This is a genomic window from Pontibacter kalidii, from assembly GCF_026278245.1.
GTDB lineage: Bacteria > Bacteroidota > Bacteroidia > Cytophagales > Hymenobacteraceae > Pontibacter > Pontibacter kalidii.
Genome location: NZ_CP111079.1, coordinates 4,117,565 through 4,138,746, shown reverse-complemented (window position 1 = coordinate 4,138,746; position 21,182 = coordinate 4,117,565). Strand labels below are relative to the sequence as shown.

General features: G+C 53.1%; 15 protein-coding genes, 1 tRNA gene and 1 riboswitch. Of the genes, 7 read left to right on the top strand and 9 right to left on the bottom strand.

Translation table 11 applies throughout. The features are described from left to right. Positions 1 to 144: 144 nt before the first annotated feature. Positions 145 to 2,529: a ribonucleoside-diphosphate reductase subunit alpha gene (locus OH144_RS17305; protein WP_266203529.1), complete on the bottom strand. Its 2,385-nt coding sequence runs from the start codon at positions 2,527 to 2,529 to the stop codon at positions 145 to 147. Between the two features lie 366 nt (positions 2,530 to 2,895). Beyond that, positions 2,896 to 3,855: a ribonucleoside-diphosphate reductase small subunit gene (locus OH144_RS17300; RefSeq protein ID WP_266203528.1), complete on the bottom strand. Its 960-nt coding sequence runs from the start codon at positions 3,853 to 3,855 to the stop codon at positions 2,896 to 2,898. A gap of 647 nt (positions 3,856 to 4,502) precedes the next feature. Here OH144_RS17300 and rplU point away from each other — a divergent pair. The 4 genes from rplU (at position 4,503) to metF (ending at position 10,815) form a co-directional block, all read left to right on the top strand. Then, a complete protein-coding gene (gene rplU, locus OH144_RS17295) occupies positions 4,503 to 4,811 on the top strand; it encodes a 50S ribosomal protein L21 (protein WP_266203527.1) in 309 nt (102 codons plus the stop codon). A 70-nt stretch (positions 4,812 to 4,881) separates the two neighbouring features. Further along, the gene (rpmA, locus tag OH144_RS17290; protein ID WP_266203526.1) at positions 4,882 to 5,151 is read left to right on the top strand and encodes a 50S ribosomal protein L27; all 270 of its coding nucleotides are present in this window, start codon (positions 4,882 to 4,884) and stop codon (positions 5,149 to 5,151) included. A gap of 269 nt (positions 5,152 to 5,420) precedes the next feature. Then, positions 5,421 to 5,529, top strand: a riboswitch (SAM riboswitch). A 72-nt stretch (positions 5,530 to 5,601) separates the two neighbouring features. Then, positions 5,602 to 9,315, top strand: a complete 3,714-nt coding sequence (metH, locus tag OH144_RS17285) for a methionine synthase (RefSeq protein ID WP_266203525.1) — start codon at positions 5,602 to 5,604, stop codon at positions 9,313 to 9,315. Positions 9,316 to 9,858: 543 nt separating this feature from the next. Continuing rightward, positions 9,859 to 10,815, top strand: a complete 957-nt coding sequence (gene metF / locus OH144_RS17280; RefSeq protein ID WP_266203524.1) for a methylenetetrahydrofolate reductase [NAD(P)H] — start codon at positions 9,859 to 9,861, stop codon at positions 10,813 to 10,815. Between the two features lie 50 nt (positions 10,816 to 10,865). Here metF and OH144_RS17275 read toward each other — a convergent pair whose 3' ends face one another. The 5 genes from OH144_RS17275 to hemW form a co-directional block, all read right to left on the bottom strand. Beyond that, positions 10,866 to 11,327 carry a GNAT family N-acetyltransferase gene (locus tag OH144_RS17275; protein WP_266203523.1) on the bottom strand — a complete coding sequence of 154 codons (462 nt, stop codon included), beginning with the start codon at positions 11,325 to 11,327 and terminating at the stop codon, positions 10,866 to 10,868. Further along, entirely contained in the window at positions 11,328 to 12,272 is a 945-nt protein-coding gene (gene ctlX / locus OH144_RS17270) for a citrulline utilization hydrolase CtlX (RefSeq protein WP_266203522.1), read from the bottom strand. It abuts the gene before it with no gap. Between the two features lie 3 nt (positions 12,273 to 12,275). Next, positions 12,276 to 13,046: a cyclase family protein gene (locus OH144_RS17265; RefSeq protein ID WP_266203521.1), complete on the bottom strand. Its 771-nt coding sequence runs from the start codon at positions 13,044 to 13,046 to the stop codon at positions 12,276 to 12,278. 75 nt (positions 13,047 to 13,121) lie between these two features. Then, positions 13,122 to 13,535 carry a hypothetical protein gene (locus OH144_RS17260; RefSeq protein WP_266203520.1) on the bottom strand — a complete coding sequence of 138 codons (414 nt, stop codon included), beginning with the start codon at positions 13,533 to 13,535 and terminating at the stop codon, positions 13,122 to 13,124. 102 nt (positions 13,536 to 13,637) lie between these two features. Then, entirely contained in the window at positions 13,638 to 14,765 is a 1,128-nt protein-coding gene (gene hemW, locus OH144_RS17255; RefSeq protein WP_266203519.1) for a radical SAM family heme chaperone HemW, read from the bottom strand. A gap of 214 nt (positions 14,766 to 14,979) precedes the next feature. On the opposite strand from hemW, the gene OH144_RS17250 reads away from it, so the two are divergent. The 3 genes from OH144_RS17250 (at position 14,980) to OH144_RS17240 (ending at position 18,165) form a co-directional block, all read left to right on the top strand. Continuing rightward, positions 14,980 to 16,812: a BamA/OMP85 family outer membrane protein gene (locus OH144_RS17250; RefSeq protein WP_266203518.1), complete on the top strand. Its 1,833-nt coding sequence runs from the start codon at positions 14,980 to 14,982 to the stop codon at positions 16,810 to 16,812. Between the two features lie 83 nt (positions 16,813 to 16,895). After that, positions 16,896 to 16,968 (top strand) — tRNA-Met (locus OH144_RS17245). A 291-nt stretch (positions 16,969 to 17,259) separates the two neighbouring features. Further along, positions 17,260 to 18,165: a DUF2167 domain-containing protein gene (locus tag OH144_RS17240; protein WP_266203517.1), complete on the top strand. Its 906-nt coding sequence runs from the start codon at positions 17,260 to 17,262 to the stop codon at positions 18,163 to 18,165. Between the two features lie 566 nt (positions 18,166 to 18,731). On the opposite strand, the gene OH144_RS17235 is transcribed toward OH144_RS17240, so the two are convergent. After that, positions 18,732 to 19,931, bottom strand: coding sequence for a glycoside hydrolase family 1 protein (locus OH144_RS17235; RefSeq protein WP_266203516.1), 1,200 nt, complete (start codon positions 19,929 to 19,931; stop codon positions 18,732 to 18,734). Between the two features lie 54 nt (positions 19,932 to 19,985). Beyond that, positions 19,986 to 21,182, bottom strand: a complete 1,197-nt coding sequence (glf, locus tag OH144_RS17230; RefSeq protein WP_266203515.1) for a UDP-galactopyranose mutase — start codon at positions 21,180 to 21,182, stop codon at positions 19,986 to 19,988.

The window sequence follows — 21,182 nt, the reverse complement described above, 5'->3', positions numbered from 1 at the left end:
TAGCTTTGGCTATGAGGTATGATAAATTATTTCCGCCTTCGTTGTTGTTGGTGAAAACTCCAACAACAACGAAGGCGGAGCATGGGGTGAAGAATTGGTAGGAAAAAGAAGAAGGAGGACCATCGGCCCTCCTTCTCTAGTTATTTACGATCCGCAAGCTTCGCAAGCGTCTGGGTTATCCAGCGAGCAGCTCATGTCGCTGCGGTTCTGGTCCTGGTTGCTGTAAACCGGCGAAAGGGTTTCGGCGGCTTGCTTCTCTACGGTAAACTTAATAGCGTCTACAGCAGACTTGGTGCGCAGGTAATACATACCGGTCTTCAAGCCGCGCTTCCAGGCGTGGAAGTGCATCGAGGTCAGTTTGCCGAAGTTCACGTTCTGCACGTGCAGGTTCAACGACTGGCTCTGGCAAATAAACGCGCCACGGTCGGCACTCATGTCAATCACAGCACGCTGGCTAATCTCCCATACTGTTTTGTACAGGTCCTTGATGTGCTGCGGGATGTTCGGAATATCCTGCACAGAGCCATTGGCCGCGATAATATCGTTCTTCATCTTGTCGTTCCAGATACCCAGCGCGATCAGGTCCTTGAGCAGGTGCTTGTTCACCACCATAAACTCGCCGGAAAGCACGCGGCGCAGGTAAATGTTGGAAGTATAAGGCTCGAACGACTCGTTGTTACCCAAAATCTGCGCAGTAGAGGCAGTAGGCATAGGTGCTACCAGCAGCGAGTTACGCACACCGTGCTTCACCACGTCCTGGCGCAGGCTTTCCCAATCCCAGCGGCCGCTCTCTGGCGTTACGCCCCACAGGTCGAACTGGAACTTGCCTTCGGATAGTGGAGAACCTTTAAACGTCTCGTATGCTCCCTGCTTCTTGGCCAGGTCCTTAGAGGCCGTCATGGCAGCGAAGTAGATCGTCTCGAAAATGTCTTTGTTCAACCCTTTGGCCTCGTCGCTCTCGAATGGCATGCGCAGGTGAATAAAGGTATCGGCCAAGCCCTGTACGCCTAATCCAATAGGGCGGTGGCGCAGGTTCGAGTTCTGTGCCTCTGGCACTGGGTAATAGTTTATGTCGATAACCTTGTTCAGGTTAACGGTGGCATGGTAGGTTACATCAAACAGCTTCTGATGATCAAAGGTCTTGTTGCCGTTGTCGTCCTCCTTCACAAAGCGCGGCAGCGCCAGAGAGGCCAGGTTGCAAACTGCTATCTCATTCTCATCCGTGTACTCCATGATCTCGGTGCACAGGTTCGAGCTCTTAATAGTGCCCAGGTTCTGCTGGTTCGATTTGCGGTTCGCATGGTCCTTATACAGCATGTACGGGGTGCCCGTCTCTATCTGCGACTCCAGGATATGGAACCACAGGTCCTGCGCTTTTACGGTTTTGCGGGCGCGGCCTTCGCGCTCATACTTCTCGTAGAGGCGCTCAAAGTCCTTGCCCCAGCACTCGCCCAGGCCGGGAGCCTCGTTCGGGCAGAACAGGCTCCAGTCGCCGTTCTCCTCCACGCGCCGCATGAACAGATCCGGCGTCCAGAGGGCGTAGAACAGGTCGCGGGCGCGGTTCTCTTCCTTGCCGTGGTTCTTCTTCAGCTCCAGGAAATCGAAAATATCGGCATGCCATGGCTCCAGGTAAATGGCGAAGGCGCCTTTGCGCTTGCCTCCGCCCTGATCTACGTAGCGGGCCGTGTCGTTAAACACCTTCAGCATCGGGATGATACCGTTAGAGGTGCCGTTGGTGCCTTTGATGTAAGAGCCCGTAGCGCGCACGTTATGGATGCTCAGGCCGATGCCGCCGGCGCTCTGGGAGATCTGCGCACACTGCTTCAGTGTGTCGTAGATACCCGGAATGCTGTCGTCCTTCATGGTCAGCAGGAAGCACGAAGACAGCTGCGGCTTTGGTGTGCCGGCGTTGAATAATGTTGGGGTGGCGTGCGTAAACCACTTCTCGGACATGAGGTTATAAGTCTCAATGGCAGATTCGATGTCCTCCTTGTGGATACCCACGGCCACACGCATCAACATATGCTGCGGGCGCTCCACGATCTTGCCGTCCAGGCGAAGCAGGTAAGAGCGCTCCAGTGTCTTATAACCGAAGTAGTCGTAGTTGTAGTCGCGGTCGTAGATGATGGTGGAGTCGAGCAGGGCGGCATGCTTGCGCACGATCTCGTACACATCCTTGGCGATCAGCGAAGCGTTCTCCCCTGTTTTCGGATCCTCGTAAGTATAGAGGCGCTTCATGGTGTTGGAGAACGACTTGCTCGTAACCTTGTGCAGGTTAGAGATGGCCACCCGTGCCGCCAGCACGGCGTAATCCGGGTGTTTGGTGGTAAGCGAGGCAGCTGTCTCGGCAGCCAGGTTGTCCAGTTCCACGGTGGTCACGCCATCGTAAATACCGTCAATCACCTTTTTGGCCACCTCAATCGGCGACACATAGTCCATGTGCAAACCATAGCACAACTTCTCGATGCGTGCGGTAATCTTGTCGAATTTGACGGACTCGCGTCGGCCGTCTCGTTTAACTACTAACATAGCGTATACAATTAGCGGGTGTCAAGGGCCCGGGTGGTTAATGAAATAAACAGGTGTATGTAATAAGCCGCTGCCATTCCGGCAGTCGGGTATACTTTAATATAGCTATACAATCAGCCCATACGCAGATATAAGTATAAGCCGTTGCAGTACAAGTGATTATGCTTAAAGCCAAATGCTTTTGCTGTAGCGCAGGGGTGAGATGCCCTGCGGGCGGCGATGATGCCGGCTGTTGTCCCGGAGCGGCTTGCGGTCGCCTCTGTTGCTGCTACTGCCGTCCGGTACCTTGGTAATAAGAGTAAGTCCAGGAGGGGGAAGGGATGTGCTTCCCTCCTGGCCCTTGAACTTACAAAGGAAAATCTAATCTTAAAAGTCTTCGTCCAGGCTGAACATCTTTTTATCCTTATCGCCCAGCACACCGGCCTTCTGGTACTCGCCCACGCGCTTCTCGAAGAAGTTTGTCTTACCCTGCAGCGAGATCATCTCCATAAAGTCAAACGGGTTAGTAGAGCCGTAAATCTTCTTATAGCCCAGCTCGCCCAGCAGGCGGTCGGCCACAAACTCAATGTACTGGCTCATCAGCTTGGCGTTCATGCCGATCAGGTCCACAGGCAGCGCGTCGGTCACGAACTCCTGCTCTATGGTTACCGCATCTTTTATAATCTCGTGCACGCGCTCCTCCGGCAGTTTGTTCACCAGCATACGGTACAGCAGGCAGGCGAAATCGCAGTGCAGGCCTTCGTCTCTGGAGATGAGCTCGTTGGAGAAGGTAAGGCCTGGCATCAGGCCGCGCTTCTTCATCCAGAAGATAGAGCAGAAGGAACCTGAGAAGAAAATGCCCTCCACAGCCGCGAAAGCGATCAGACGCTCGGTAAAGTTCTCGCTTTCAATCCAGCGTAGCGCCCACTCGCCTTTCTTTTTCACGGCAGGCACGGTCTCCAGGGCGTTGAACAGGAAGTCTTTCTCCGACTGCTTCTTTACATAGGTATCTATAAGGAGCGAATAAGTTTCGGCGTGAATGTTCTCCATCATGATCTGAAAGCCATAGAAGCAGCGCGCCTCCGGGATCTGCACCTCGTTCATGAAGTTCACAGCCAAGTTCTCGTTCACGATGCCGTCTGAAGCAGCGAAGAAGGCCAGCACATGGCTGATGAAGTGGCGCTCGCCATCGTTCAGGTTCTCCCAGTCCTTCAGGTCCTGGCCCAGATCAATTTCCTCGGCTGTCCAGAAACTGGCTTCTGCCTTTTTATACATCTGCCATACCTCATCATGCTGTATCGGGAACAGTACAAAGCGGTTTGGGTTTTCTTGCAGTATTGGCTCCATAATCTTTTAAAATAAGCGTTTTATTGGTTGAAGGGGTAAGCTGATTAGCTTAGAAAACACCCCGTTTAAGTTTTGGTTCGGGTAGATGTCTGAATGCCATCCACCAATATCCTGACTTCAAATATATAGAAATGAACTCGATTTCCGGGGCGAAAGTTGTTCAATTTATGCACATGCCCCTACAGTTGAATCTGGGCCGATTTTAGCTGCAACTAACATGGTTATCCACATCTTGATTTACATATATATAATGTGCTAAATATTGTAATAAGTCTGTTTGCTAGTGGCTTAATTCAATGTGGGTGCTTTTTGGAGGCTGCAGCTGTGTAGACAAGGTGTAGGAAATGTGCATCAAGTGCGCCAGTTTATACATCTAAATGAAGTATAGCCAATGGAGCTAAAGTGTAGGTGCTGGCCTTTGTGGAAAAACGGCAGAGGAAAGTGATTTGTTAACTTGCTGTTGCAAAACCGCTTATGCGATTTATCGACAAAAATTAAAAACGCCTATGTGGATATGCACATACTTTTCCACATATGTGTATAGGTAAAGTATAGGCGGCGAACAATTTGTTATACAAGCCGTTGCAAATATCGAAACGAAGCCGTACTTTTGCGGACTAAATCTTTTTAAACATACATTGAAGCTGATGTACGCAATTGTAGAAATCGCAGGTCAACAGACCAAAGTAGAGAGCGGTAAGTTCATCTACGCTAACAAGCTTTCCGGCAATGAAGGTGACGCCGTTGAGTTCGCCAATGTTCTTCTAACTGATGACAACGGTACTATTACTGTTGGCGCTCCTTTCGTGGATGGTATCAAAGTAACTGGTAAGATCCTGGGTGAGGTAAGAGCTGACAAAGTGCTTATCTTTAAGAAGAAGAGAAGAAAAGGGTATAAGAAGTCGAGAGGTCATCGTCAGAACTATACCAAAGTTCTTATCGAAAGCATTGGTTAAGCAGTAAGAGGAAATTAATCGTAGAACCTTTTGGGCTGGCTTGGCTAACCCAACTAAATAGTAAAAGAAAATGGCACACAAAAAAGGAGCTGGTAGTTCTAATAACGGCCGCGAATCGCATTCTAAACGACTGGGTGTTAAGATTTACGGAGGCCAGGACATTATCGCAGGTAACATCATCGTAAGACAAAGAGGTACTTCGCACCACCCAGGCAAAAACGTGGGTATTGGCAGAGACCATACTTTGTTCGCCTTGGTTGACGGCGTGGTAGAGTTCAGAAAGAGCGTGAAAAACCGTTCTTACGTTTCTGTAGTACCTAAGGTAGAAGCAGAAGCTTAATTTAAGCTAAGCTGATAGCAAAAAGAGGGATGCCCGGCAGGTGTCCCTCTTTTTTTAGGAAGTATTTCAGGAATACGTAACCAACCACCATGGCGGGCGTACATATAAGCAGGGATTGGATTTGCGATTAAACGAAAAAGATCCTGAAGGAAAAGGACACGAAAGTGTCCTTTTCTGTTTTTATACCCTCTCCTGCTTGCTTCGGGCCCTTCGCTACAATTTAAGGGCAACTAATTTCCTTTTTCCACGGATATACCTTTACTTTGTTATTCTTATCAAGAAAGACTGAGGGATAGGGCCCGATGACGTCTTAGCAACCATGTATAAAGCTTGGTGCTAACTCCCTCCTGGTGCATCAGTAGCCAGGGAAGATAAGATTGATCCTGTCTCTCTTCAGGTGTCCTTCTTGATAAGTTGTGTAAATGACGAACGAGAAGAAAGACACCGGCCATGACCAAAACACATCCGATTTATACTTTGCTGCGGGAACGCGTGCTTGTGCTTGACGGCGCGATGGGCACCATGATCCAGCGTTACCAGCTCACGGAAGCCGACTTCCGCGGCGAACGCTTTAAAGCCCATCCCTCCGATCTGAAGGGCAACAACGACCTGCTTTCCATCACGCGGCCGGACATCATCCGAGCCATCCATACCGAATACCTGCAGGCCGGTGCCGACATCATCGAGACCAACACCTTCAGCTCTACCAGCATTGCCATGGCCGATTACCACCTGGAGCACCTGGTGTACGAGCTCAACTATGCGTCGGCAAAGGTTGCACGTGAGGCAGCAGATGAGGTGGAGGCGAAAGATCCTGCGCATAAACGTTTCGTGGCGGGCGCCATTGGGCCAACCAACCGCACTGCTTCACTCTCGCCGGATGTGAACAACCCTGGCTACCGCGCCATTACCTTCGATCAGTTAGTAGAAGCATACTATGAGCAGGTGCGTGGTTTGGTGGATGGTGGCTCTGATCTGCTGCTGGTAGAAACCGTGTTTGATACGTTGAACTGTAAGGCGGCTCTTTTTGCCATCCAGCAGTTCGTAAACGATGGCGGCAAAGAACTGCCGATCATGATATCCGGCACCATTACCGACGCCAGTGGTCGTACATTGTCCGGGCAAACCGTAGAGGCTTTCTGGCACTCGATCTCGCACGCGCCCATCCTGAGCGTAGGCTTTAACTGTGCCCTGGGAGCCCGTCAGCTGAAGACCCACATCCAGGAGCTCTCCCGCATTTCAGACTGTTACATCAGTGCTTACCCGAACGCCGGTTTGCCGAACGCCTTTGGCGGCTACGACGAAACAGCCGAGCAAATGGGGGCCATTGTAGAGGAATACCTGAAAGAGGGGCTGGTGAACATACTTGGTGGTTGTTGCGGCACGACGCCCGTGCACACCAAGGTCATTGCAGACTTAGTGCAGAAGTATAAACCGCACGTTCCCACGCCGGTCGCTCCTCTCCCTCGCTACAGCGGCCTCGAGCCCCTTACCATCACTCCTGAAAGCCTTTTTGTGAATGTCGGCGAGCGCACCAACGTGACCGGCTCCAAGATGTTTGCCCGCCTGATCGTAAACGGGCAGTTTGAAGAAGCTTTGGCCGTAGCCCGGCAGCAGGTAGAGGGCGGTGCGCAGATCATTGACGTAAATATGGACGAGGGCATGCTCGACTCGGAGCAGGCCATGACCAATTTCCTCAACCTGATCGCCTCCGAACCCGACATCGCCAAGCTGCCGATCATGATCGACTCCTCGAAGTGGAGCGTGATTGAGGCCGGGCTGAAGTGTGTGCAGGGCAAATCCATCGTTAACTCCATCTCGCTGAAAGAAGGTGAAGAAGCCTTTAAGAAACTGGCCCGCAAGGTGCGTCAGTACGGTGCCGCCGTGGTGGTGATGGCCTTCGACGAACAAGGCCAGGCCGATACGCTGGAGCGCCGGAAAGAAATCTGCGAGCGCTCTTACCGCATTCTGGTAGACGAAGTAGGCTTTCCGCCGCAGGACATCATTTTCGACCCGAACATCCTGGCCATTGCCACGGGCATCGAAGAGCATAACAACTATGCAGTCGATTACATTGAAGTAGTAAAATGGATCAAGGCCAACCTCCCACATGCGCTGGTAAGCGGCGGCGTGAGCAACCTGTCTTTCTCCTTTAGAGGCAATGACCTGGTACGTGAGGCGATGCACACCGTGTTTTTATACTATGCCGTGCAGGCTGGTATGGACATGGGCATTGTGAACGCCGGCATGCTGGGCGTGTACAGCGAAATTCCGACGGAGCTGCGCGACCTGATAGAAGATGTGATCTTTAACCGGCACCCGGAGGCAACCGAAAAGCTCGTGACCTATGCCGAAACGATAAAAGGCAAGGGCAAAACAGCCTCCGCTGCTGATACTTCCTGGCGCGAAACTCCGGTAGAAGAGCGCCTGAAACACGCCCTGGTACGCGGTATTGTTGATTACATTGAAGATGACACGGAGGAGGCGCGCCAAAAAGCTGTAAAAACGCTGGATGTGATCGAAGGGCCGCTGATGGCCGGTATGTCGGTGGTGGGGGACCTGTTTGGTGCCGGTAAGATGTTTCTGCCGCAGGTGGTGAAGAGCGCCCGCGTGATGAAAAAGTCCGTGGCCTACCTGCTGCCCTTTATGGAAAAGGAAAAGCTGGCGTCCGATACCTCCAAATCAACCGCAGGTACGATCCTGATGGCGACCGTGAAAGGCGACGTGCACGACATCGGTAAAAACATTGTGGGCGTGGTGCTGGCCTGTAACAACTACGAGGTGATCGATCTGGGTGTGATGGTGCAGCTAGACAAGATCCTGGCAGAAGCTGAAGCCCATAAAGTAGACATCATTGGCCTGAGCGGCCTGATCACGCCCTCGCTGGACGAGATGGTGTATGTGGCGCAGGAAATGGAACGCCGCGGCATGAAAATTCCGCTCCTGATTGGCGGCGCTACCACGTCGCGGGTGCATACGGCCGTGAAGATTGCGCCGCAGTACAGCGGGCCGGTGGTGCACGTGCACGACGCTTCGCGTAGCGTAACCGTGGTCAGCAGCCTGCTCAGCAGCGAGCGCGATAGCTATATCGCAGAGATTAAGGCGGAGTATCAGAAAGTGAGAGAAGACCATTTGGGCCGCACCAAAGACCGCGCCTTTGCCAGTATAGAAGAAGCCCGCGCCAACAAGTATAAAGTTGACTGGGACACAACGCAGCCAGTAAAACCGAGCTTTATCGGCAACAAGACATACACCAATTTTCCACTTTCGGAGATCGTGCCCTACATCGACTGGACGCCATTCTTCCATACCTGGGAGCTTAAGCGCCAGTACCCGAAAATTCTGAACGATCCGGAGTTAGGTACCGAAGCAACCAAACTGTTTAACGATGCCCAGCAAATGCTGCAGGAGATCGTGGATAAGCAGTTGCTGGAAGCGCGCGCGGTGGTAGGCTTTTATCCGGCCAACGTGGAGGCGGATGATACCATCGAAGTATACGCTGACGATTCACGTGGAAATGTGCTGACGGAGTTCCACACCCTGCGGCAGCAAGGTAAGAAAGGTGCGAATGTGCCGAACCTGGCTTTTTCGGATTTCATAGCACCTAAAGAAACCGGCGTAGCGGATTACATCGGAGGCTTTGTGGTGTCGGCAGGCTTTGGCATCGAGAAACTGCTGGAGCAGTATGAGGCCGAGCACGACGACTATAAGTCCATTATGGTAAAGGCCCTGGCCGACAGATTAGCCGAAGCCTTTGCTGAGTTGATGCACCTGAAAGTACGCAGAGAGCTTTGGGGCTACGCACCGGAAGAGAGCCTGACCAACGAGGACCTGATCAAGGAAAGCTATAAAGGCATTCGTCCTGCACCAGGTTATCCGGGCTGCCCGGACCATACTGAAAAGATCACGCTTTTTAACCTGCTGGATGCCGACAGAACATCAGGTGTTATACTGACCGAGAACCTGGCTATGTACCCGGCTGCTTCGGTGAGCGGTTTATACTTCTCGCATCCGGAATCCCGTTACTTTGGCTTGGGCAAAATTGGCGAAGACCAGGTAGCAGATATTGCGCAGCGCAAAGGTATGGCCAAAGAAGAGCTGGAACGCTGGCTCTCGCCGAACCTGAACTACGAGCCAAAGCCGGTAGCACAGCAGGCGGTGTAGTCTTCGAACCACCCCTACCCCTCCTTAACGAAGGAGGGGAGCTTGTACTTACTGCTGGCTGCTCTTCGGGATTACAAATCCCGAAGCACCTAACATGAGGATTTGCAATCCGACTTTGCTCTTAGCCGCAGCACAACAGATGGCAATATGTATAATCGGATTACAAATCCTGATCATACCATACTTCCGGATTGCAAATCCGAAAGAGCAGAGAGGGAGCCTGATGTTACTGCCGCTCCTGTCATCTTAATAGCATTACTTTACCTTTTTGTCATCCTGAAAGGATCTTGGTGGAAGGAAAATTAACAGCGGCTTCGAAGTATAAACCTACACAGCAGTACAGTAATTCCCCTCCTTGGAGGGGCGCAGGGGTGGGAGAAGCGGATACGGATAACCTCGGGCAGGACAAGTTCCGGATTAGGAAATCTAGAACAACGGATGATCAAAGAAGCATTACTTATAAGCTCCCCGCCTTAGCCAAGGAGGGGGTGGACTCGGTAAAACCAACAACAAAATAGTTATCAGTTTAATCGTCAATATAACTTGAAAGTAACAGACCACTTTAAAAACGCCAACGGCAAAACGCTTTTCACCTTTGAGATACTTCCTCCGCTGAAAGGCGAGAACATGCGGACTTTGTTCAGCCACATCGACCCGTTGATGGAGTTTAAGCCGCCGTTTATTGATGTGACCTACCACCGCGAAGAGTATGTATACAAGCAGCGCGAGAACGGGTTGCTGGAGAAAATTACCACGCGTAAGCGCCCGGGCACGGTAGGTATTTGCGCCGCCATTCAGAACAACTACAAAGTGGACACCGTGCCGCATCTGATCTGCGGGGGCTTTAACAAAGAAGAAACCGAGAACGCGCTCATCGATCTTCATTTTCTGGGGATAGATAATGTGTTGGTGTTGCGTGGCGATTGTGTGAAGAGCGAGCAGCGTTTTGTGCCGGAGCCGGGCGGACACCATTATGCAACGGAGCTGATCGAGCAGGTGGTGGCGATGAACAATGGCTGCTACCTCGATGACGAGCAGGTGAGCAACAGCTGCACCAGTTTCTGTATCGGCGTGGCGGGCTATCCGGAAAAGCATTTTGAGGCGCCGAACATAAAATCGGACCTGCGCTGGCTGAAGAAGAAGGTGGAACTGGGAGCCGAATACGTTGTCACGCAGATGTTTTTTGATAACCAGAAGTACTTCGACTTCGTGAACCGCTGCCGCGAGGAAGGCATCAATGTGCCTATCATCCCGGGCCTGAAGCCGATGACGACCAAATCGCAGCTTAGCTTACTGCCGAGCTTATTTCACATCGAAATCCCCTGTGATCTGGCCGATGCCATCGAGACCTGTCCGGACAACAAAGCGGCGGCTCAGGTGGGTGTGGAGTGGGCTATTCAGCAATCAAAAGAGCTGATGGAATTCGGCGTGCCCTGCCTGCACTACTATTCCATGGGCAAATCAGGATCGGTCAGGAAGGTGGCCGAGGCGCTGTTTTAAAGAGAATACCTATTACACACTACCTATACTTTAACTACCTTAGGCTGGAGCTACAACTCCAGCCTTAATTTTACCCTGTCGGTGCACTGGAGGCCGTTCTCAAAGATTGGCTGCGGATAGTTTCGCAGGAAATAACCTTTGTCTATACTTTCAATAGTAAAACCACAACGCTTATAAAGCGCTAATGCCGGTAGTGTGCTGTTGCCGGTGCAAACAAAGAGCCGCTTTATACTTTGCTGACGTGCCAAATCTATTGCATATGCTACAAGTTGCCGGCCTATCCCTTTTCCCTGCCAATCTTCTTCAACGGCAACATTCATGATCTCAGCAGTAGAGTTATCTTGTAGTTGAAATACCAGGGCGCCCACTATCTCTGTAGCATGTTCGGCAACAAAAGTATGGCTCTGATGCAGGTAGGAAAATATGATTTCCTCGCTTGGGTCGGCAAGCAGAAGCAGTTGCATCGGTGGGGGCTCATCAGGGGCTAAGGCACGAATTTTAAACTGTAGCATTTATACTTGCTCCGGCTTAAAAATTTCCGCGATCATACAGCGCACGCTGCCGCCACCGCACTGCTCGATTACGTGTATCGGGAAGTATAGCAGGTAGTCGTTGTGCTTTTTGAGTCTGGCCAGCTGATTTCCTGAAAGCGAAGTATAAGCCGCCTCAGACATGACAAGTATACGTTGGTTCTGCTTGTTGCGCAGCTGCAGCATGTTGCCGGCAAAATGGTGGTGGGTTTGGCTGGCGGTAAGCTCGATGATCTCTTTTCCGGTACCTTCCAACTGCTGGCGCAGCCGCTCTCTGTCCCCGGCAGCTACCACATCCATCCCTACTACGGCAAAGGTATCGCCCACGCAAAGCATGACGTTGGTATGGTAGATAAGCTCACCGGTAGGTCCGTAGGCGCGAAACGTAACCGGTTTATACTTTAACGTATCGCAAAACGCTTGCAGCGGCCCGGCTTCTGTTCGGGGAGATAAGGCAGCATAAGCGATTCGGTTTTCTCTGTCGAGGACCATACTTCCGGTTCCCTCCAGAAATGCTGGCCGGGGCAGGTCTTCGAAATACTCCAGCTTTACGTGCTCGCGGTAGCCATACTTCTGCGTGAGTAAATCAATCACATCCTGCCGGCGCTCGCCACGTCGGTTTGCGGGAGCCATGGGGTAGGTCACCAGCTGGCCGTTCTGGTGCGTCGAGAACCAGTTGTTGGGGAAGATGGCATCAGGCGTGCAGGAATTCTCCACATCCCGTACCACGATTACCTCCACACCGTTTTCCTGCAGTTGCCGCACCATCTGCCTGAACTCCTCCAGCGCCTTGGTCTGTACTTCTGCCGGCGTTAGTCCCTCGGCCTGTTTCTGGAATTTATTCGTTTCGGCGGCATCCGGATTGTAACAGAAATTGGTCGGCTCAATCATCAGAATGGTGTCGGTGGTCTGCTTCCTGCTTGCCATAGCCTACAACTCCGGAAAAACTGGCGACAAAGTATAAAGTACAGGCTTACTCGGGCTGGCGTCGAGTTGCAGGCTGGCAATCTGCAGGTTCAGCAAGTATAAACCATCGGCAATGTGGTCCGGAACATAGATCAGCTCGGTAATGGTGGCGCCGCAGCGGATGTTTTTAGGATATTGCCAGAACGCGTGGTGGCACAGCAGCTTGCCTTCGTCCATTTCGCGGTCTACGGATGGTAGGTCCAGGAGCAGGTGCTGTACGCCTTTTTCTGCCAAATACTGCCCGATGGTATGCTCCAGGTAAGGCGGATTAGTGCCGGAATAGTGGCGCGTAAGTTTAAGATCAGTGTTTGGCAAGGTGCGAAGTATAAGGGCCTCGGATTTTATACTTTGCAGCTGTGCTTTCACGTCCTCCAGCAGCACCACCTCATCGCCGTTTTCCAGTTTCTGCGGCTGCACGGTTATCAATTGCGCCACAAATAAGAAGCGTTTGAGGCAGTTGTGGATAGTGGCGTTCTCATCAGCGGAGATGTGGCCGTAGCACTCGGTGTGGGTGCCGTTGCCATGGGGCGTCAGGTGCACGCGTTTGTAGTTGGTGCTGCCGCCTGCTGCCACCGATCCCACAAAACTCCCTACCCGGATCACATCAAACTGAACCGGCTCGGCCCAGAAGCACTCCGGCTGCAGCTCCCCGTTGTGCAGCGGCATTGAGATATCCAGCGGCTGCAGCGGGTTAAACGTATACGTTTGGTCGAGGTAGGTGATGGTGGCTTCCATGGGGTGGCAGGCTTTTTGGCAAGTATAGCAGAAAATACCGAAAGCTACGCGCCGCGGCGCCGAAAGTATGGGCGGTTAGTTTTCCAGCAGCCAACGCACGGCTTCCTCTTCCGAGGAAAAGTCGCGGATCTCGTAGGTCAGTTCGCCGGCTGCGCTGGCACGGGTGGTGACGGAGGCCAGAGCCAGTTTCTTGAAGAGGTTGTCGGGCATTACGCGCGCCATCTTCTTCAGCGGTGTGTGGCAATACAAAGCAAAGTAGATGTTAGCGAGCCAGTCCTTTGTTTTAGGGCCGATGACGGACACCTGCATCGCGTTTACCAGCACTCTCTCCGCTTTCCTGGAGGTGATGGCCTCATGGGCCCTCATGGCCTCGACCACAAACCGCTCCTCCACTACGGGCTGCAGCCATTCCGCCCTGACGTACGCATGCGCATCATCAACCTCTATCTTAAATTCGTCTGAGAGAAAAATCGTTCTTGGTTGCAGCATGTGGGTTCCTGTTTCCGGACTAAGGGTTGTGGCTATATGTTGATACGAAATCAGCAGCATTAAGTGCCTGCCATTGATTCTCCCCAGGCGGCAGAAGCGACGCTACTCCATCATCAGGTCCAGCGTGATCTGGTCGGCGAGCAGCTTTCCTTTATCGGTCAGGTAGAGCACGCCATCATTTATACTTGCCAGCTCCTTCTGCTGCAGCTCCTGCAAGTATACCTGGTGCGATGCCTGCGCATCATACTTATACTTGTCGCGGAGCAGAGCCAGGTCGCAGCCCCAGATGGTGCGCAGCGTGGTGAGCAGGTAATCGTTTGCCTGGTCGGCCCGGCTCAGTACCTCTGTTTCGGCAGGGATGGTGCCCTCACCGATGGCGGCCGTATACTTGCGGTTGTTGGACACGTTGTACTGCCGGCTGTGGCCGTTAAACGAGTGGGCGCTCGGGCCCACGCCCAGGTAATGCACCCCGCGCCAGTAGTTGCTGTTGTGTTTAGACTCAAAGCCTGGCTGGCAGAAGTTGGAGATCTCGTACTGCACAAAGCCGTGCCGCGCCATCTGCTCCAGCAGGATCTCGAACTGCTGCGCCGTAAAGTCATCCTCCGATGGCCTGAACTTGCCTTTCTTGCTCCAGCGGCCCAGTGCCGTGTCGGGTTCTATGGTAAGGGCGTAGCAGGAGACGTGCTGCACATGCAGCGAAAACAGTGTTTTTAAATCTTCCCGCCAGATGGTGTGGTCCGGTGCCGGGATGCCGTAGATCAGATCCACGGTGATGTTATCAAAACCCGCTGCCTGGGCGTCATGCACGCATTGCAGGCTTTCGGTGGCGTTGTGGGCGCGGTTCATCAGGCGCAGGTGCGGCTCATGAAACGATTGCAGGCCTATGCTCAGGCGGTTGATGCCAGCCGCCTTCAGCTCCCGCAGCTTCTCCGGAGAGAGGTCATCGGGGTTAGCCTCCAGCGTAATTTCGACATCCCCCGAAACTATAAACAGCTTTTGTATGGTTTGTAGCAATAGCTCCAGCTCTGCCTGTGTGAGCAGCGAGGGGGTGCCGCCGCCAAAGTATATGGTGTGCACCGTTTGCCCCTGCAGGTACTCCTGGCGCAGCTCCAGCTCACGGGCAATGGCCGCTATAGTAGCCGCCTTATGCCCCATCGAGGTGCTGAAGTGGAAATCGCAGTAGTGACAGGCCTGCTTGCAGAAAGGGATATGGAGGTATATGCCGGACAAAATTTAATGTGCTAAAGGTTTAATGCGGTAATGTGCTAATGGATGAATGTCTAAAATTGGTTATTTGTTCATTCCAGAATCATTATGCATGTTTTGCTAACAAACAGCCGCTGATTTGTGCTTAATTTTGCTGAGATTTATACTTGCTGCGGACTCACAGTTAACTAATCATCACATCAGTACATTAAAACCACTAGCACATTACCCAACGCAAATGTACAAAATAGCTGCCTTCTTGTGTTGCCTGATGCTGTGCCTGGTGCAGGTGCGTGCGCAGGAGGTGCAGCCGCCCCCTACCCCGGCGAAGCAGGAGCCGGCCAAAAAAGCGGAGGAGAAGCAGCCTGAGAAGACGCAAAAAGCGCCGCCCGCCAACAGAATGCAGCTGTCGGTGAAGGCGGTGGATGCCGGCGGGGCGCAGGTGCTGCGGCGCTATAACTTCCGGCAGGCCCTGCCCGACTCTGCCGAGGCATTGAAGGAGGTGCGGGCGCTGGTGTACCGGCTGCAGCAGGATGCCTTCCTGCTGGCCTCTGCCGACAGTTTATACTTTGGCCGCGACACGCTCCACGTGAAACTTTATGTGGGGCAGCCCTTTGCGTGGGCGCAGCTGCGCAACGGCAACCTGAGCGAGGGGATTCTGGTGGAGGCCGGGTTCCGGGAGAAGTTCTACAACAATGTGCCCTTTAAGCCTGCCGAGTATGTGAAGCTGCAGCAGCGCATCCTCGACTACGCCGAACGCAACGGCTACCCCTTCGCCAACGTCTGGCTCGACTCTGTAAGTATAAACGGCAACCAGGTGGCGGCCACGCTGATGGTGGAGAAGGCCTTCGCAGTGACGTATGACACGCTCGAGATCGTGGGCAAAACCAAGACGCAGCCCAAGTTCCTGATGCGCTACCTGCAGCTACTGCCCGGCCAGCTCTATAACCAGGACCAGATAAATGCCTCCGAGCGGATGCTCACGCAGCTGCCCTACATCAAAGCCACGCGCCCGGCGCAGGTACGCTTCACCAGCGATAAGGCCAAGGTGTACTATTACCTGGAGGACAGGCAGGCGAATCAGATCGACGGTGTGGTGGGCTTTCTGCCGGACCCTAACCGGCAGGACAAGCTGCTGATCACGGGCGAGGCCAATCTCAATATCCGCAATATCCGGGGCTCGGGCAAGCAGCTAGGGCTGCAGTGGCGGCGGGTAAGCGCGGGTTCGGTGGTGCTGAACGGCGAGTACCTGCACCCCAACTTCCTGGGTAGCCCCTTTGAGGTCGGCACTAAGTTTAGCCTGCTCAAGCAGGATTCCACCTTCATCACCGTGCAGCCGCGCCTGCAGCTAGGCTACTATACTTTGAAGTATGGCAAGTTCAGTGTGTTTACCGAGTGGCGCAACTCCCGCATACTTTCGGAGGTAAGCCCGCAGCGCCTGCAGCAGCTCGACCTGGCCGACGCCCAAACCACCACCTACGGCCTGAACTACCTCTGGAACAACCTCGACGATTTCTACTTCCCGCGGCGCGGGCGGTTGCTGGAGCTGCAGTTCTCTGCCGGCACTAAAAAGCTGCTGCGCAACGCCGATCTGGAGAAAAGCTTTTACGACACGCTGGACATGAAAACCTCACAGCTGAGCCTGAGCCTGCGGCTGGAGAATTTCCTGCGGCTGGGCAAAAACAGCGCCCTGCTCACCAGGCTGCGCGGCGAGGCCCTGCTTAACGACCAGATCTTCCTGAATGATATGTATCGGCTGGGTGGTCTTTCCTCCCTCCGCGGCTTCGACGATTATTTCTTCTATGCCTCCAGCTACGCTGTGGGCACGCTGGAGTACCGCCTCTTCACCGCCTCCGACTCCTACGCGCTGCTTTTCTACGACCAGGGCTATTACCGCAGCGACCTGGAGCGGCTCTCTGCGGAAGATTACCCGTTCGGCGTAGGGGCGGGAATCAGTTTCAGCACGGCGGCAGGCATTTTTCAGTTGGTGTACTCGCTGGGTCAGTCGGAGCAGCAGTCGCTATCGTTTAAGTATTCCAAGATACACTTTGGGATAACGAGTAAATTTTAGCAGGGCCTAACTTTTTTAACGTTTTTAGGTATATACACTTGCATGGTAAACATCTTTAGTATACTTTTGCATCATACAAACAGTGCGGGGTGGAGCAGTTGGTAGCTCGTTGGGCTCATAACCCAAAGGTCGCAAGTTCGAGTCTTGTCCCCGCTACCTCAGAAAAATGCCTGATTCAGAAATGAGTCAGGCATTTTGTTTTATACGTTTACCGCCTCTGTTAAGCCCCTCCAAGTATAAACTCCTTCCACAAAGTATAGCAGCCGAAATTATATTTTAAGCAGGTGCTGTAACTACATATCCAATCCAGTATATTGTGCCCAGAATTATACCTAATCCTGCGATAGCCTATACTATTGATAGCATTGCGGCTGGTGCAGCAGCAGTGCTTGTATTTTTCGGATAGCCTCTCGTTTATTATCAATCCAATCTTTTTACAACCATTTTATGAAACAACTTTACATTTTTCTGGCGCTCCTCGTGTGCGCTTTCTCTTCGAGTGCCCAAACCGACTCCCTGCAGCTGCAGATCCAGGAGATTGAAAACTCGCTCAGCTACCAGTATGGCGAGATAGCACTGGGTGACGGACTGGCTAAGATCACGGTGCCGGAGGGCTTTAAGTACCTGGATGCGGAGCAGTCGGAGTACGTGCTGACGGAGCTTTGGGGCAACCCTGCCTCTGGCACCACCATGGGCATGCTTGTGCCCCAGGATAAAGGCGTACTGGACGACGATGTGTGGGTGTTCGACATAGAGTTCGACGAGATCGGCTACGTGGAGGACAAGGATGCCGGTGACATCGACTATACTGAACTGCTGGCCTCCATGCAGGAGGACATGCTGGCAGTCAGCAGAGAGCGTATGGCCAATGGCTATGAGGAGATTCAGCTCATTGGCTGGGCTTCTGATCCATACTATGACCAGGAAAGCAAGATTCTGCACTGGGCAAAGGAGCTGAAGTTCGGAGAGTCAGAAACAAACACGCTGAACTACAACGTCCGGATACTGGGGCGCAGAGGCGTGTTGATGCTGAATGCCATTGCTAACATGGAGAGCTTGCCCGCGGTGAAACAAAACATTCCGCTCATTATAAGCAGCGTTGCCTTCGAGCAGGGGCACAGTTATTTCGACTTTAACCCCGATATTGATGAGGTGGCCAGTTGGACCATAGGAGGCTTGGTGGCCGGCAAGGTGCTGACAAAAGTAGGCTTCTTTGCGTTGATCCTTAAGTTCTGGAAAGTGATAGCCGTTGCTGTAGTTGGTTTGGGTGGTGCTTTATGGAAGCGCCTTAGAGGCAGAAAAGAAGAGGACGTGCCCGTTGCAGAGGAAGAGCAGGAAAAAGTGGTGAGTTAGTGTCGTCCTTGTTGCTAAGCAAAAACGCCCGGTACAGGAATGTGCCGGGCGTTTTGGTTTTATTCAAGCCTTCACAAGGCCCCAGCTTCCGAGCCACATAAAAGGAGCCCCGCATACTTTAGCGGCATGTGTTCCTGCGCCGGCACTGCGCCTTTCATAGGCACTATATCCGTCAGGTTCTATAGTTGCTCCGGCTGCCTGCCACGGTGTCCCGGTAAGTACTCAGGTTGAGCTTCACCCACCCCTGCCCCTCCCAAGAGGGGAATTTTGAACAAAGCACGTGATTCCCCTCCTCGGAGGGGTTAGGGGTGGGTTAAAGCTTTCAGCTCATTTATTAATCGCAACTTGGGTTAATCAGGTAAACTCCGGGGATCATACACGGCACCCCCGCCTCTGGCTAACACTAACCGGCTCTATGGTGGGCGCAATTACCAATTTACCATCGCTATCCTGGCAGCTGTTCCGGCGGAAAAGGTAACGTTCAGGTGGAGTGGCGTAGGGCTGCTTTGTTTTAAAATATAACCGTTCAAGGTGTGTTCCCTACATGAAAAGGGCTCCAACAACGGTCAGCGATATACCGCGGAGACTGCCCTGATCATTTCCTGTGCCTCCTGCAGCGCCTCGGCATAAGGTTGGTACAGGATGCGTTGCGGTATTTCGCCGGGGAGCTGTTCCGCATCCCAAAGCCCTGCATTGTTCCAGGGTAACAAATGGTCCCAATCCGGGCGGTCGATGACCGGGTAGAGGCAGATGCCCCAGAAAGGAATGCCTTTCTGCAGCACGGCAGCGCACTCTTCGGCAACAAAGCGGATCCAATGGGGGCGGTCTATGCCAGGGTGGCTGGTCTCAGTTAGCACCACGGGTTTGTTGTAGCGCTGGTATACTTCTGCTAACATGTCCCGCAGGCCCAGCCACCGCGCGTCGGCATGCTCTTTTACCCAGTTCAGGGTATCATGCGTGCCTATCTCCCATTGGTTGTTGTAGTAATAGTTTGCGCCCAGTATATCCACGTAATCCCGGGAACCGCCCAGCTCCGGGCAGGTGCGGCCACAAAGTATATCTATTGCCTGGTACTGGGCCTCATGTGCTTGTTGTGCCTCGGCCATCTGTTCAGGGCTTGCATCCAGGGGAGCCACCACATGCACCAGCGGCTCTGTCGTCATGATCCGGACCGAAGGATCAAGCTCCCGCATACCCGCTACCCCTTCAATGTAGGCGCGCATCAACGCATACTTTACCTCCCACCCCAGCCCGGTACAATAAGGAGAGGTGCCCTTTACATCGCCGCCAAGCCAGGAAAGAAAGCTTACTTCGTTGATGGGGGTTACCACCAGAGTATCGTCGGGGGAGTTGGAGCGGTAGAAATCAACAAAAGCGCGGCACATGGCCGCAAAGCGCCTTGCAAACATGGGGTGCAGGGGTGTCAGGTCGTCCGGGAAGCCGAAATGACACAGGTCCCATACTTGCTGTATCCCAAGTGCCCTGCCTTGTTTTAGCATTTGCTCTACCGCTGACCAGTCATATTGATAGGGGCTTTTCTCTACCTGGCTCCAGCGGATGCCTTCCCGCACGGTTCGGATATTGAATGGGAGCAGGTTCTGGTAATCCTCCCGGAGTTGTTGCAGGTGCCCGGTCAGTAAAAGGAAGTCGACCCTGTTGCCAAAGGCGTTAAGTTGGTCGGTGCATTCAAAGCCTGCCATCCAGAAAGAGCGGAATGGGCTTTCCGGCAAGGGTTGGTAAGATTGAATGGAAGATTTGTCTGCCATGCGCTGTTTACAGGGTTAATTCTTGCTGATGATCAAGCGGGGATGCTCACAGCATTAAACAGCTTCCCCATACCCGCTCTTACCGATGTTGAGTTCTGCACCGTGCTGTTTTGAGCCATTAGGCCTTGGTTTTTTTACGCTGTCAAGCAGTTCCGATCTTTCCAGCTCCGCTATTTTTCTAAACAGGGTGAGCGCCTGGGCCACCACCTGGTCCATGTTATAGTATTTGTAGGTGGCCAGCCGGCCCACAAAGTATACACCTGGGGTAGCGTCGGCCAGCTTTTTATACTTGTTGTAGATCGCTGCGTTCTCAGGCCGCGGCACGGGGTAATAGGGGTCGCCCTCGGCCTGCGGGTACTCATACACAATGCTGGTTTTCGGGTGCTGCTGCCCTGTCAGGTATTTAAATTCCGTGATGCGGGTATAAGCATGCTCGTTGGGGTAGTTGACTACGGCGGCAGGTAAGTGTACGGACTTATCCAGTGTCTCATGCCTGAACTCCAGCGAGCGGTAACGCAGTTTGCCATACTTGAAACCAAAATATTCATCCACGGGGCCGGTGTAAACCATCTCCCGGAACGGAATCAGGCCCAGAATTTCATGGTAATCTGTATTAAGCATGATTTTGATGTTAGGGTGCGCCAGGAGCTTTTCGAACATGGCCGTGTACCCGTGCAACGGCATGGCCTGGTAGGTGTCGGTAAAGTAGCGGTCGTCGCGGTTGGTGCGTACCGGCACCCGTGAGGTGACCGACTTGTCCAGCTCCGAGGGGTCCATGCCCCACTGCTTGCGCGTATAGTTGCGGAAGAACTTCTCATACAGCTCGCGCCCCACCCGGCTCACCACCACATCCTCCGAAGTACGAACCGGCAATACCTCCTCCGCCACAGACTTAAAGAAGCCGTCAACATCAAAGGCAGTCAGGTTAAGGCCGTACAGTTTGTTGATGGTGTCGAGGTTAATCGGAATGGGCACCAACTGCCCGTCCACGCTGGCCAGCACCCGGTGCTCGTAGGGGCGCCAGGCTGTGAACCGTGACAGGTACTCGAACACCTCTTTGGAGTTGGTGTGGAAGATGTGCGGGCCATACTTGTGCACCAGTACCCCTTCCTCGTTGTAATGGTCGTAAGCGTTGCCGGCAATGTGGTTCCGCCTGTCGATGATCAGCACCTTTCTGTTCAGTTGCGATGCCAGCCGCTCCGCCAGTACGCTGCCTGCAAAGCCTGCACCCACGATCAGGTAATCAAACAT

Bases quoted from the DNA above. Each gene is read 5' to 3' on its own strand.
- ctlX (WP_266203522.1), bottom strand. From the start codon at position 12,272: ATGGCAAGCAGGAAGCAGACCACCGACACCATTCTGATGATTGAGCCG.
- OH144_RS17250 (WP_266203518.1), top strand. From the start codon at position 14,980: ATGTACAAAATAGCTGCCTTCTTGTGTTGCCTGATGCTGTGCCTGGTG.
- OH144_RS17300 (WP_266203528.1), bottom strand. From the start codon at position 3,855: ATGGAGCCAATACTGCAAGAAAACCCAAACCGCTTTGTACTGTTCCCG.
- rpmA (WP_266203526.1), top strand. From the start codon at position 4,882: ATGGCACACAAAAAAGGAGCTGGTAGTTCTAATAACGGCCGCGAATCG.
- OH144_RS17260 (WP_266203520.1), bottom strand. From the start codon at position 13,535: ATGCTGCAACCAAGAACGATTTTTCTCTCAGACGAATTTAAGATAGAG.
- metH (WP_266203525.1), top strand. From the start codon at position 5,602: ATGACCAAAACACATCCGATTTATACTTTGCTGCGGGAACGCGTGCTT.
- OH144_RS17235 (WP_266203516.1), bottom strand. From the start codon at position 19,931: ATGGCAGACAAATCTTCCATTCAATCTTACCAACCCTTGCCGGAAAGC.
- OH144_RS17275 (WP_266203523.1), bottom strand. From the start codon at position 11,327: ATGCTACAGTTTAAAATTCGTGCCTTAGCCCCTGATGAGCCCCCACCG.
- glf (WP_266203515.1), bottom strand. From the start codon at position 21,182: ATGTTTGATTACCTGATCGTGGGTGCAGGCTTTGCAGGCAGCGTACTG.
- OH144_RS17240 (WP_266203517.1), top strand. From the start codon at position 17,260: ATGAAACAACTTTACATTTTTCTGGCGCTCCTCGTGTGCGCTTTCTCT.
- OH144_RS17305 (WP_266203529.1), bottom strand. From the start codon at position 2,529: ATGTTAGTAGTTAAACGAGACGGCCGACGCGAGTCCGTCAAATTCGAC.
- OH144_RS17265 (WP_266203521.1), bottom strand. From the start codon at position 13,046: ATGGAAGCCACCATCACCTACCTCGACCAAACGTATACGTTTAACCCG.
- rplU (WP_266203527.1), top strand. From the start codon at position 4,503: ATGTACGCAATTGTAGAAATCGCAGGTCAACAGACCAAAGTAGAGAGC.